Raw genomic sequence first — 12,432 nt, forward strand, 5'->3', positions numbered from 1 at the left:
CCGCTATCGCCGCGCCCAGTCCGGCACTTCGCAACGGAATCCCTGCCAGCCGAAGCCATGCTTGCGGCACCAGGGTTGCAGCCGGTTGTGGGCCAGCTCGCCGAGCCGCTGCTTCAGTGTCGGGTCAGAGACGAGTTGCCGGGCATCCGCCTCACCCCTCGCATAGAGCGTGACCCGCAGATGCTCCTGGCCCTGGTCGAGGTACAGGCCGAGATCGGCGCCTGCGGCGTCGGGCGCGGCGGCGCTGAGCCAGTCCTTGATCAGCTTGTTGATGTCGTAGATCTCACCGAACAGGCTGTCCGGCAGCGGCGGCGGGAGCGTGGGCTCCGCGGCGCCTGGCCCCAGCTGCCAGGTGGCGTACTGGAGGTTGGGCTGGAATCCGCCGTCCAGCACGCTGGCGTTCCATATACGGGCCCGGTCGCTCTTGCCGCTCGGCACGGAATACAGCACATCCAGGGGATAGGGTCTGGCCCCCTCTTCGTACTCCGACATCGCCTTGATGTGCGGTACCGCCGAGAGATCGCCGGCCAACGCCTGCACCAGCCTCGCCGCGCCAGCCTCGACGTCGCCCAGGATCAGCCATTCGACCGGGTCCATGCTCAGGTAGGGCAACGGCAGGCGGCGCAGCAGCGCCAGCACAAGGTCCCAGTAGGGCCGCGCCAGACCCGCATCGCCGGCGATGGCCTCGTACACGGGCCGGGCTTGCTCGAAGTTGCGCACCGCCTGTTCCAGCGTCGTGCACGGCAGCTGCCGCTGCATGTCGCCGTTCCAGGTCGCCGGCCTCAGGTCGGACTGGCGGAAGCAGAGGAACCGGGGAATCGGCAGGCGGTTGCTGCCCTCGGCTACTTCGCCCCAGACCCGGCCCGGTTCTTCCTCGCTGCGGAAGCGCTCATCCGGGGAACTGGTTTCGAAGGAGCTGTTGATCAGGTAGGAGCGGTTGGACATCGGCGCGGTTGAGAGTGGTTGAGGCTGAAGGATAGTCGTCGATGCGCCTGCCGCGAAAGGCGGATCGATGATCCGCCCTGCGCGGGCTGAATCAGGTCATGTCAGCTTCGCCGTCGCTACCAACTCGTAGGGCTGGAGAACCCCGCCGAACTACCGCTAACTTTCCGCCGATCGCTTGATGTAGGCATCAAAATCGTTCCGGACAGCAGAGAACGCCTCCTCCCAAATTTTTTCCATCCCCGGCGGGGAAGTATCTGGAGGAGGCTGCAAATCCACCTCATATCGTTGTATGGACATGTATATCAGCACGTTCCAGTGGAACAGGTTCTTCTTGAATTCCGCGATACCCGATAGCACTTCATCAGCAGTTTTCACATTGCTGCATTTGATCGCCAGCGCGTCGTAAATTCCCTTCAGCGACATCGCCGCTTCAACACCAGGCACGGCGGCCGTAGCCAGAGCCAGAGCAAGTTGCCCAACCAACTGCAGCAAAGTATCCGAACGAGAGGTCCGATAGATTTCTTCGAGGGACTCCAGCGACCTCTGCATGTTGAGTTCCGCGAGCTTAAACTCCGCCTTTCCCAGTACGTCAAGAGTATCAAGCCGGTCGTTCTGGCCCTTTCTCAATGTGTCATACATTTGAAGCAGGACCGCCTCCATAGGCGTGCTCTGAGACTCTCTTGAGTTCTGGTCCTCCAGAATCCGAATCATCTGATTGCAAGCGGTATCATGCTGTTCGATGAGCCCCGCCAACCGCTTCTCTTGGCGCGAGGAAACGTTAGAAATAGCCTTGCCGACGACCAAGAGATATCGATTCATCGTTGCATCACTAAATGCCTTCAGCAGCCGGCCTTGCACAAAGGTCGCTCGAAGATAGTCGTGCTTCGAATTGTTGCATTGCATATCGAGTTCGCGAACCCGATCTGCGGCAGCAGCATTCAGTTTTTCGGCCAACAGCCTCAGGCGTCCATTAAATGCATGTATGTTGTCCATTACCTCGCTCCTCGATTGAGCAGGTCGTCAGGGCGCCATATTCAAAATCTAGTGGCGACACATGTCCGTTGAAACTCCTCAAGGCATCCAAAGCCAACACCTTGGACAAAGTGCAGCCTCGCAAAGCAAGGCAGCATCACACATAAATGCCAGAGGTTCTCGCGACGATCAGATGATCCACCCACCCCACCCCTATCGCAACCTGACACCCGGATCAGGTTCCTGCCTCACCACGTCTTCACCATCGTCATCGGCGGCTCACACACCATGCCCCAGCAGTCGTGAAAGGATGATCTCGAAACCTGCCACGCCGGGCCGCCGCCAACTCCACCACGCCGGAGCCGCGGACCCCGGTGGGCGGATTTTCGGCAGCATGCGTCCGCCCTGGAGGCGGCCCGGCAGGCAGGTGTAGCTAGCTTGTGAAAGAACGGGTACCCGGAATCGACCAGCGATACTCTGGAATAGGTACTGCGGAATACGCGCTGACAGACGTCGGACAGACCGGATCGTTATCGCTGCGCGTAGAGCTGGTGGGGGTTTCGTTGCGGGTGGCAGAACCGGTCCCGGCGAAACCCAAGCCTGCGATCGTCTTCGACGTGCGGTGGCCTCAGCTCATGATGAATATTTTACGCGACCCAGGGTTGAACTCCTAACGGAGTTCCGTATTTCTGCAACGAGTCGGAAGACTACGGAACCCAGCCCGGAATCTGCGAGGCCTGCCGGATCCAGTTGGCTACCTGTTTCTCGTCGAAGCCGCTGTCCTCGTGGATGTGGAAGTAGCGCGCGTTCGGGTCCTTGGATTCCACGGGCGGCTGGGGCGTGAGGGAACTGCCGCGGAAGAAGGCGACCTTGATGTAGCTGGTGAAGCAATGCACGGCGAGGAACCAGCCCTGGCCTTCCATGCCATAGAAGGGCGAGTTCCATTTGACCGCCTTGCGCACGGTGGGGACGGTGCGGGCGATGAGCTTGTCGAGGCGGCGCCCGGCTTCGCGCTTCCAGCCCGGCATGGCGGCGATGTAGGCCTGCACCGGGGCGTCGCCGTCGCCCTTGGCGATCTGCGGATTGCCGCCGGAGAGCAGGACGGGCTTCTTCGGCGTTGCGGGAGAGGCCTTGGCCTTTGCGGCAGCGGGCTTGGGCGCCGGCTTGCGTGCGGGTTTGGCCTTTGGGGCGGGTTTTGGCGGGGCCTTCGCCGCCTTGCGGGCCGGGGCCTTGGCGGGCGCCTTCGCGGCGGCTCGCCTGGGGGCAGCCTTCTTCGTTGCTTTCGCGGGTTTCGCCGATTTGATGGGCTTGCGGCCGGCCATGCTGTTCACTCCTGCTAGCTTCTACCCCGGGTGGGTGGAAACAATAGACCGTCCGATACCCATTGCAAGTTCCGGTGGTGGGCACGCTACATTCGCCTGGAGCGCCTACTATTGGTAGCCCACCCGAAAATGTCCCGTATCCGCGACCGGAGTCGCCATGAAAGCCGTCGTCTGCCAGAACCAGCAGTTGCGTGTCGCCGACCGCCCGGAGCCGAAGCCTGGCAAGGGCCATGTGCTGGTGCAGGTGTTGCGCTGCGGCATCTGCGGCTCGGACCTGCATGCGCGCCAGCACTGCGACCACCTGGGCGGGTTGATGCTGCGCAGCGGTTTCAAGAACCCCATGCGCAGCTCGCAGGAGATCGTCTTCGGCCACGAGTTCAGCGCCGAGATCCTGGAGTACGGCCCCAAGTGCAGCCGCAAGCTGCCGGTAGGCACACGGGTCTGCGCCGTGCCGCTGATAAGGCGCGAGAAGGAGATCGACCTCATCGGCCTCTGCGAGGAGGCACCGGGCGCCTATGCCGAGCGCATGCTGGTGCAGGAATCGCTGATCGTGGCGGTGCCCAACGGCCTGGACGCCGAGCGCGCGGCACTGACCGAGCCGATGGCCGTGGGCCTGCACGCGGTGCACCGCGGCGAGGTGAAGAAGTCCGACACCGCCATCGTCATCGGCTGCGGGCCGGTGGGGCTGGCGGTGATCCTGATGCTGCGCACGCTGGGCGTGAGGAAGATCGTGGCCAGCGACTTCTCCCCTGCCCGCCGCGAACTGGCGCGCCGCTGCGGCGCCAGCGTGGTGGTGGACCCGCGCGAGAACTCACCGTACACCGCCAGCAAGAAGTCGGGCTTCATCACCGACGCGCCCGGGATGCTGGAGCTGGGCGTGGGCACGCGCGAGAAGCTGGGCATGCTGCCGGTGGCCTGGCACCGCAGCTGGCGCCTGGCGGAGGCCCTGGGCGCCGCGCCCAAGCGGCCGATCATCTTCGAATGCGTGGGCGTGCCCGGCATGCTGCAGTCCGTGATCGACGGCGCGCCGCTGTTCTCGCGCGTGGTGGTGGTCGGCGTGTGCATGCAGAGCGACCAGATCGAGCCGGCGCTGGCGATCAACAAGGAGATCGACCTGCGCTTCGTGATCGGCTACACGCCGCTGGAGTACCGCGACACCCTGCATATGATCGCCGAGGGCAAGGTGGACCCGCTGCCGCTGGTGACGGGGACGGTGGGGCTGGGCGGTGTGGATGATGCGTTCACGGCGCTGGCGCGGCCGGAGAAGCATGTGAAGGTGTTGATTGATCCGGGGAGTGGGGTGAAGGTCGCATAGCCCCTGATGCAAGGGTGGGAAGATATTCTTTCCTTTGCCCACGTTGCGGCGCGTCCGCGTGGGCAAACATGAAGACGTTTGCCCACCCTACGGTTACTACGCTGTTCGCGCCTCGAAAGTGGAAACCAGGAACATTGCCATTGAGCCTGCCAGGTTAACAGCAAGCTCCGCGTGCCTAGACTGGGGCCGCACATAGCGCTTCCCCTGGCCATGAGAATCACCCAACTTATTCCTAAGCCCGGCCAAGTTCCCCACAACCGACTGACAGTTTCCAAGGATAGTCTTAAAAACTTTCTCCGAATGCTGGTCTGGGGAAAGTTTCAACTGCGTTGCTGCGGACGCATATAGCTTTGGCAAGTCATCCGCTTCACCGTACGTTACATTTAGTTCATCCAGAATGTGCTTGCATACAGTCTCCAGGAGCGTCTTAGCCGCTGTAATCGCGCCCTCAGGATCTTCAGCTCTACGACCCAGCGCCTTTCTCCAAGCCTCATTTACGCCAACCCCATCAAATGAGATGAGTGCTTGAGAAATAAGCTCATCCGCCGGCCTCTCGCCATTCGCTGATACCTCCTCCACGCGATACACAGCGTGCCCAGACACTCTACTTGTTGGCTTCAGAAGAAAGCCGTCATAGCGAAGGGATCGATTCAGTTCCTCTACAATGCTTTCCTGCTCCGATGCATCTCTCCTTATTGGATATACGACGTCTTCCAGGAACTGAAATAATTTCGCCTGAGAGCAGCTCAAGAACCCCACAAGTTCCAGAACTTGCCGATTGCCCCCTACAACGCCACCCGAAACAATGCCCCATATGTCGTCCTCCAATGTTCCCTCGAAGGACCGTGCAGACGCCTTGCTTCGAACATCTGGCCAATGCTTGCCAAGCAACTCCAGCAGATCACGCTTTCCTGCTAGCGAGAACTTATTAAGTGTCTCGGCTAGCTTGTGACGGGTGATATCTGATACTAGACGGCCATTCTTTCCCAAGCTCTCAATCGCTGCCTGCAGAGCATCGTTCGGAAAATCCTTAACGACTTCTTGTGCGATGCGAAAGACTTTCTCATCTGAAATTTTCTGCAGACGCCTCATTACGTACTGATTCTTGCTCTGGAAAGCTTCGCCCTCCTCACCCGGCTCAAGCCCGTATCGCTCGCAGGCAGCAGGAAGGCTGTGGGCCTTCACTACGTAGAGCGCCTGAGCAACAAGGTGTCGGATTTGCGATTTCACGTAGGGGTATGCCTTTTTTGGTCCAAAAACAAAACTATTCGCCCAACCCCGCCCGGTGCAACAACCCCGCCAGCGGCGTTCCCGCGCTAAGCGTCCCGAACGCCAGCCCATGCTCGCCACCCAGCCGCGAGCGGCAGAAGCTGTCGGCCACTTCGTTGTTCCCTGCCCGCAGCAGCACCGAAGCCTGCAGGGCGAGCGCCATGCGCTCCACGATCATGCGGGAGCGCAGTTCCAGGGTGGTGCGGTCCTCGAAGGCCTGTTCCAGCCAGCCGATCTCGCGGTCGAGGTCGGCGTGGCCGCCCTTGGCGGCCAATAGCTCTCCGAAGAAGGCTTCGCGGGTTTCGGGTTCCTTGCTCAGGGCTCGCAGGACGTCGAGGCACTGGATGTTGCCGCTGCCTTCCCAGATGGAGTTGAGCGGGGCCTGGCGGTAGAGGCGTGGCAGGCTGGTGTCTTCGACGTAGCCGGCGCCGCCGAGGCATTCCTGGGCTTCGTTGACCATGGCGGGGGTGCGCTTGCAGATCCAGTACTTGCCGATGGCGGTGCCGAGGCGGGCGAGCGCGGCTTCTCCCGGGTGGCGGGCGCTGGCGTCCACGGCGCGGGCGATGCGCATCGTGAGCGCGACGGCGGCTTCGGTTTCCAGGGCGAGGTCGGCGAGCACGTTCTGCATCAGCGGCTGCTCGATCAGCAGGCGGCCGAAGGCCTTGCGGTGTTTCGCGTGGTGCTGGGCCTGGACCAGGGCCTGACGCATGAGGCCGGAGGAGCCGATCATGCAGTCGAGGCGCGTGAGCGCGACCATCTCGAGGATGGTGGCGACGCCCCTGCCCTCGTCGCCGACGCGCTGGGCGTAGGCGCCGAGGAATTCCACTTCTGACGAGGCATTGCTCCAGTCGCCGAGCTTGTCCTTGAGGCGCTGGATGCGGATGGTGTTGCGCGAGCCGTCTGGCCTGATCTTGGGCATGAGGAAGCAGCCCAGGCCGGCGTCGGTGTAGGCGAGCACCAGCCAGGCGTCGCACATGGGGGCGGAGAAGAACCACTTGTGGCCGACGATCTCGTAGCTGCCGTCAGGTTGCAGGTGGGCGCGGGTGGTGTTGGCGCGCACGTCGGAGCCGCCCTGCTTTTCGGTCATGCCCATGCCGATGGTGCAGCCGGTCTTTTCGCCGGCGGGCAGCACGCGGGGGTCGTACTCGGTGGAGGTGATGCGCGGCATCCACAGGCGCGCCAGTTCCTGCGAGTGGTTGATGGCCGGGACTGCGGAGTGGGTCATGGTGAGCGGGCAGCCGGTGCCCTGCTCGGCCTGGTAGTGCAGGTAGGACAGCGCGGCGCGGGCAACCTGGGCGCCGGCCTTGTCGGCATTGCGCCAGGCGTAGGCGTGGACGCCGTACTGCATGCCCAGCTGCATCACGCGGTGGTAGGCGGGATGGAACTCGACCTCGTCGATGCGATTGCCGTAGCGGTCGTAGCTCCTGAGCCGGGGCTTGTGCTCGTTGGCGGTGTAGCCCAGCTCCAGCATCTCGCCGCCGGTGACGGCGCCGAACTCGGCAAGGTGGGTCTCGGCCCAGCCGCCGCCTTCACGGTGCACGGCTTCGCGCAGGGCGTTGTCGGTGGTGTAGGCGTTGTAGTGGCGCAGCAGGGGCGCCTGGTTGTCGACGGCGTGGGTGAGGAAGCGTTCTGCGACGCTCATGGGCGGGTCTCCTTCGGGGCTATGGCGAGGATAGCGCCGGAGAGACAGGAATGGGGGTTTCCCCGTAGGAGCGGTCGGTGGCCGCGACAGGGTGGTGTCCACATTGGACCTTGATCGCGGCCACCGGCCGCTCCTACGGGGTGTGCGGGATGGGTGGGAGCGGCTTTAGCCGCGATGGGTGGGTGGAAACATCAAACCATCGCGGCTAAAGCCGCTCCCACGAAAGAATGCTCGGCTTCAGGGGTGGAACTTCGTTCCCTTCTTTGCCATCTCGCGCAGGATCGGGGCGGGGTCGAAGCGGGGGCCGTGTTGCTTGGCCAGTTGCTCCAGGCGCGCTACGGCCTGCGGCAGGCCGACGCTGTCGAGGAAGCGGAAGGGGCCGCCGCGGAACGGGGGGAAGCCGAGGCCGAAGATGGCGCCGATGTCGCCGTGCATGGCTTCGAACAGGATGCCTTCCTGCAGGCAGTAGGCGGCTTCGTTGACCATGGCGTAGGTGCAGCGCTCGGCGATCTCCAGGGCGGGCAGCTTCTTGCCGCCCTTGACGCCCAGCAGCTTGTGCAGCTCGGGGTTGACCGGCTTTTCGCCTTTCCTCTGGCCGTCGTACAGATAGAAGCCCTTGCCGGTCTTGCGGCCAAGACAGCCGGCCTTGATCAGGGCGTCGGAGCCCGCGGGTGAGGCCATGCGCTCACCAAACGCGGCCTGCAGCAGCGGTGCGACCTTGATGCCGACGTCGATGCCCACTTCGTCCAGCAGCGCGACGGGGCCGATGGGGTAGCCGTACTGCATCATCGCCTTGTCCACGGCATGCGGACTGACGCCCTCGGAGAGGATGCGGGTGGCTTCGTTGAGGTAGGGCGCGAGGATGCGGGTGGTGTAGAAACCGGGGCCGTCGCGGACGACGATCACGGTCTTGCCCTGGGCCTTGCCGAATTCGGCGGAGGCGGCGATCACTTCCGGCGCGGTCTGCGGCGTGGCGATGATCTCCAGCAGCGGCATCTTCTCCACCGGCGAGAAGTAATGCAGGCCGATGACGTTCTCGGGCCGCTTTGCGGCGCGGGCGATGTCGCCGATGGGGATGGAGGAGGTGTTGGAGGCGAAGATGGTGTCGGGGCGGCAGTGGGCCTCCACGTCCTTGAGCATCTGGTGCTTGAGCTTGAGGTCCTCGAACACCGCTTCCACGACGATGTCGAGATCGCCGAAGCCACTGTAGTCGGCGGTGCCGGTGACGTGGGCCAGTTCGGCGGCGGCTTCGGCGGCGTTCATGGCGCGGCGCGAGACGCGCTTGTCGTAGAACTTGCGCAGGTAGGTGTAGCCGTAGGACAGGCCCTTGGCATCACGGTCCTTGAGGCGCACGTCGAGCTTGCCCTTGTTGGCGCTGACCAGGGCGATGCCGCTGCCCATGAGGCCGGCACCGAGCACGCCGACCTTGGCGATCTTGCGCGGGGTGACGCTCTTGCCCTCGACGAAGCTTTCTTTCTTGAGCGCGTTCTGGGCGAAGAAGATGTTGCGGCACTGCTGCGATACCGGCGTCATCGCCAGCTCGCCGAAGGCCCTGGCCTCGGCGGCGTAGCCGGCCTTGAGGCCCTTGGCATAGCCGGTCTCCACCACGTCGAGGATGCGCTCGGGCGAGGGGTAGTTGCCCAGGGTCTTGGACAGGGTCTGCTTGCGAGCCTGGTTGAACAGCAGCTTGCGGCCGAAGACGTTCTCTTCCAGCGCGGCGTTCATGGCGCGGGCCTGCAGCGGCTTCTTCGCCTGCGGACGTGCCTTGCCCTTGAGCGCGCGGCGCACGGCGGCCTCCAGCAGTACGCCGGCGGGCACCACCTCGTCCACCACGCCGAGCTTCTTCGCCTGCGAGGGGCGCAGCTGCTTGCCGGTGAGCAGCAGGTCCAGCGACGCGGCGATGCCGATCAGGCGCGGCAGGCGCTGCGTGCCGCCGCCAGCGGGCAGCAGGCCCAGCATCATCTCGGGCAGGCCCAGCACGGTGGCTTTGTTGTCGGTGCAGATGCGGGCGTGGCAGGCCAGCGCCAGTTCCAGGCCGCCGCCGAGGCAGGCGCCGTCGATCGCGGCGACCACGGCCACGGGGAAGTCCTCGAGCTGCTGCAGGGCCTTGTGACAGCTGAGCGACAGCTCTTCGACTTCACGCGCGGACTGGGCGCGGTCGAACATGTTGATGTCGGCGCCGGCGATGAAGCTGCCGGGCTTGGTGGAACGGATCACCAGGCCCTTGAGGCCGCGGGCGGCGCTGGCCTGCACCATCACGGCGTCGAACTGCTCGGCGAATTCGGCCTTGAGCGTGTTCTGGGCATCGCCGGGAACGTTCACGTCGATCAGGCCGACGCCGTCGGGGCGCTGGGTGAAGGTGAAGGCGCTGGCTTCGGTGTCGGCACTAGGCTTGCGGACAGTGTTGGTTTTGCTCATGTCGGTATCTCTAGAAGAACCCTATGACCCGTTCATGCCGAGTAGCCGCGCAAGCGTGCGTATCGAGGCACGGTGACGCACCTCGATACGCGACGCTTCGCGGCGCTACTCGGTGTGAACGGTTCTGTAAAAATGCCATCGGAAAGCAGTTGCGGTTACTCGCTTTCCAGCACCATCGCCGCACCCACGCCACCCGCCGCGCAGGCCGTGGCCAGGGCCAAGCCACCACCGCGGCGCTGCAACTCGTTGAGCGTCTGCACGATCACGCGGGCGCCGGTGGCGCCGAAGGGGTGGCCGTAGGACAGGGAGCCGCCGAGCACGTTGAGCCTGGCGCGGTCCACCTCGCCCACGGCCTTGCTGCGGCCGAGCATGTCCTGCATGTACTGCTTGCTGGCCAGGCCCTTGAGGTTGCAGGCGATCTGCGCGGCGAAGGCTTCGTGCATGTCCACCAGGGTGAGGTCCTTGAGCGAGACGCCGGCGCGGTCCAGCGCTACCGGGGCGGCCAGGACCGGGCCCATCAGCATGTCGTCCTTGGGCGTCTTGGCGGCGAAGTGGAAGGAGCGGATGTAGCCTAGGGGCTTGTAGCCCATGGCCTTGGCGCGGGCTTCGCTCATCAGGATCATGGCGCAGGCGCCGTCGGTGAGCGGGCTGGAGTTGCCGGCGGTGACGGTGCCGTACTGCCTGTCGAACACGGGCTTGAGCTTGCCGTAGCTGGCGCGGTCGGAGTTCTTGCGGACCAGGTTGTCCTCGTGCACCGGCTTGCCGGCGCTGCCGACGAAGGCGGTCATTACTTCACGCTCCATCTTGCCTTCGGCCCAGGCTTTCGCGGCGTTGCTGTGGGAAGCGTGGGCGATGTCGTCCTGCTCTTCGCGCGTGGCGTTCCACTTCCTGGCCATCTGCTCGGCGTTCTCGCCCATCAGCTTGCCGGTGGAGTACTCGGTGATGGCCGGCGGCGTGGGCAGCACGTCGCGGGGGCGCAGTTGCGCGAGCAACTTGATCTTGTCGCGCGGGGTCTTGGCGAAGTTGACGTCGCGCAGCACGGCGGAGAAGCGCGGCGTGGTGGTGATGCGCACGCTGGAGGTGGAGTCGGTGCCGCCGGCGACGATGATCTCGGCACTGCCGGCGAGGATGCTCTCGGCGCCGCTGGCCACGGTCTGGAAGCTGGTGGCGCAGGCGCGGGTGATGGAATAGGCGTCCACGTCGGGCATGCCGCAGGCGATGGCGATCTCGCGGCCGATGAAGGGCGCCTCGGGGATCATCACGGTCATGCCGAAGACGATCTGCTGCACCTCGCTCTTCGACAGGTTGTTGCGGGCCAGCAGTTCGTTGACCACCATGGCGCCCAGCTCGATGGCGTTGACGTCGCGGAAGTGGGTGCCGATGCGGGCGAAGGGCGTGCGCAGGCCGGCCACGACGGCCACCCGGCCGCTGCGACCCTTGAGGTCCAGGCGTTCGTTACTCATGGAAATCCTTTGGAAATTTCAGGTGCTCAGTCTGATCGGGCCAGGGCCTGGGCGTGAGAACGCTTCGTGCCAAGCTGCTTGATATTTCGGGCCATTCCGCAGTGCAGCATGGAAGCCCGGGAGCAAATCTGCGCGAAAAGGAGCGCTATTTCCAGGGCATTTCGCCGGCGTAGGCCACCGACAGGGCACCCACGCCGACATTGACGGCGGCACTGGCGCTCATGAGGGAGACCAGCAGCTTCACGGCGCTGGAGTCACAGGCATGGCGCAGGTCGCGGAAGCCGGCCAGTTCCTCCACGCGCTCGGGTTCGCCACCGTAGCTGACGCAGATGTGGCGGCTGCTGATGCGGCCCTGCTCTACCAGTTCCGCGACGCAGCGCAGCAGGTAGTTGGCGGCGCTCTCCCAGCCGCGGCGCGTCGCCACCAGGCGCATGCGGCCTTCGTGCAGGACGGCCACGGGCTTGATGCCCACGGCCTGGGCGGCGACGTGCAGCAGGGAGCCGATGTTCTCGCCGCGCTGGCGGGCACGTTCGCGCACGTAGCCGACGTCCTCGGGCACGATGCAGGAGACCGTGTGCCGGCTGATCTCCCCCAGCCAGGTCAGGATTTCCAGGTAGGGCCGCCCTTCCTTCACCATCGCGGCGCCCTCGGCGGCCTGCACGCCGAGGCCGGCGAACAGGGTGCCGGAGTCGAGTACGCGCAGCGAGAAGGGAATGCGGCTGCCGGTGTCGGCGCGATAGTCGCGGTAGCTGCCCAGGATGCCGAGCGCGGCCTCGGTGATCTTGCTGTGCAGGCTGCTGCGCTCCTTCCAGATGGGGATGCAGATGACGTGGTCGAAGTCCGACACCAGCATGTCGAGGAAGAAGTTGCGGATGCGCGCGACGGGGTAGGACTCGGTGCGCGCCTGCAGGCTGCGCTTGCCGATGCGGTTGGCGTAGAAGTCCAGCGTGGCGTGCGGCTCGCGGGCGTCGCTGTGCCGGTCGGGCCCGATGTGGATCGAGCCTGGCAATACCTGGATGTTGTGCTCCACCAGAAAGCGCGGCGGCAGATCGCAGCTCGCGTCGACGACAATCCCTGTCCGCATTC

Annotated in this window: 9 protein-coding genes; 1 reads left to right on the forward strand and 8 read right to left on the reverse strand. The window is 64.5% G+C overall.

Annotated features, from left to right (window positions below; translation table 11 throughout):
* Nucleotides 1-3: 3 nt before the first annotated feature.
* From D0B54_RS15935 to D0B54_RS15945, 3 genes are all read right to left on the reverse strand, one after another.
* Nucleotides 4-945 (reverse strand): hypothetical protein, encoded by a 942-nt coding sequence (locus D0B54_RS15935; RefSeq protein ID WP_117292260.1) that lies wholly within the window; start codon nt 943-945, stop codon nt 4-6.
* 156 nt (nt 946-1,101) lie between these two features.
* Nucleotides 1,102-1,938, reverse strand: a complete 837-nt coding sequence (locus tag D0B54_RS15940) for a hypothetical protein (protein ID WP_117292261.1) — start codon at nt 1,936-1,938, stop codon at nt 1,102-1,104.
* A gap of 686 nt (nt 1,939-2,624) precedes the next feature.
* Nucleotides 2,625-3,239, reverse strand: a complete 615-nt coding sequence (locus D0B54_RS15945) for a DUF1801 domain-containing protein (protein WP_117292262.1) — start codon at nt 3,237-3,239, stop codon at nt 2,625-2,627.
* Between the two features lie 157 nt (nt 3,240-3,396).
* Between D0B54_RS15945 and D0B54_RS15950 the strand changes: the two genes are divergently transcribed.
* Nucleotides 3,397-4,554: a zinc-binding dehydrogenase gene (locus D0B54_RS15950; RefSeq protein WP_117292263.1), complete on the forward strand. Its 1,158-nt coding sequence runs from the start codon at nt 3,397-3,399 to the stop codon at nt 4,552-4,554.
* 96 nt (nt 4,555-4,650) lie between these two features.
* On the opposite strand, the gene D0B54_RS15955 is transcribed toward D0B54_RS15950, so the two are convergent.
* The 5 genes from D0B54_RS15955 to D0B54_RS15975 form a co-directional block, all read right to left on the reverse strand.
* Nucleotides 4,651-5,784 carry an abortive infection family protein gene (locus D0B54_RS15955; protein WP_162932471.1) on the reverse strand — a complete coding sequence of 378 codons (1,134 nt, stop codon included), beginning with the start codon at nt 5,782-5,784 and terminating at the stop codon, nt 4,651-4,653.
* 34 nt (nt 5,785-5,818) lie between these two features.
* The gene (locus D0B54_RS15960; RefSeq protein ID WP_117292264.1) at nt 5,819-7,465 is read right to left on the reverse strand and encodes an isovaleryl-CoA dehydrogenase; all 1,647 of its coding nucleotides are present in this window, start codon (nt 7,463-7,465) and stop codon (nt 5,819-5,821) included.
* 237 nt (nt 7,466-7,702) lie between these two features.
* Nucleotides 7,703-9,883 (reverse strand): fatty acid oxidation complex subunit alpha FadJ, encoded by a 2,181-nt coding sequence (gene fadJ, locus D0B54_RS15965; protein WP_117292265.1) that lies wholly within the window; start codon nt 9,881-9,883, stop codon nt 7,703-7,705.
* 155 nt (nt 9,884-10,038) lie between these two features.
* Complete coding sequence (fadI, locus tag D0B54_RS15970; protein WP_117292266.1) at nt 10,039-11,346, reverse strand: acetyl-CoA C-acyltransferase FadI; 1,308 nt, start codon at nt 11,344-11,346, stop codon at nt 10,039-10,041.
* Between the two features lie 145 nt (nt 11,347-11,491).
* The gene (locus D0B54_RS15975; RefSeq protein WP_117292267.1) at nt 11,492-12,430 is read right to left on the reverse strand and encodes a DegV family protein; all 939 of its coding nucleotides are present in this window, start codon (nt 12,428-12,430) and stop codon (nt 11,492-11,494) included.
* Between the last annotated feature and the right edge of the window lie 2 nt (nt 12,431-12,432).

Source organism: Solimonas sp. K1W22B-7 (assembly GCF_003428335.1).
Lineage (GTDB): Bacteria > Pseudomonadota > Gammaproteobacteria > Nevskiales > Nevskiaceae > Solimonas_A.

Bases quoted from the DNA above. Each gene is read 5' to 3' on its own strand.
- D0B54_RS15935 (WP_117292260.1), bottom strand. From the start codon at position 945: ATGTCCAACCGCTCCTACCTGATCAACAGCTCCTTCGAAACCAGTTCC.
- D0B54_RS15940 (WP_117292261.1), bottom strand. From the start codon at position 1,938: ATGGACAACATACATGCATTTAATGGACGCCTGAGGCTGTTGGCCGAA.
- D0B54_RS15945 (WP_117292262.1), bottom strand. From the start codon at position 3,239: ATGGCCGGCCGCAAGCCCATCAAATCGGCGAAACCCGCGAAAGCAACG.
- D0B54_RS15950 (WP_117292263.1), top strand. From the start codon at position 3,397: ATGAAAGCCGTCGTCTGCCAGAACCAGCAGTTGCGTGTCGCCGACCGC.
- D0B54_RS15960 (WP_117292264.1), bottom strand. From the start codon at position 7,465: ATGAGCGTCGCAGAACGCTTCCTCACCCACGCCGTCGACAACCAGGCG.
- fadJ (WP_117292265.1), bottom strand. From the start codon at position 9,883: ATGAGCAAAACCAACACTGTCCGCAAGCCTAGTGCCGACACCGAAGCC.
- fadI (WP_117292266.1), bottom strand. From the start codon at position 11,346: ATGAGTAACGAACGCCTGGACCTCAAGGGTCGCAGCGGCCGGGTGGCC.
- D0B54_RS15975 (WP_117292267.1), bottom strand. From the start codon at position 12,430: ATGCGGACAGGGATTGTCGTCGACGCGAGCTGCGATCTGCCGCCGCGC.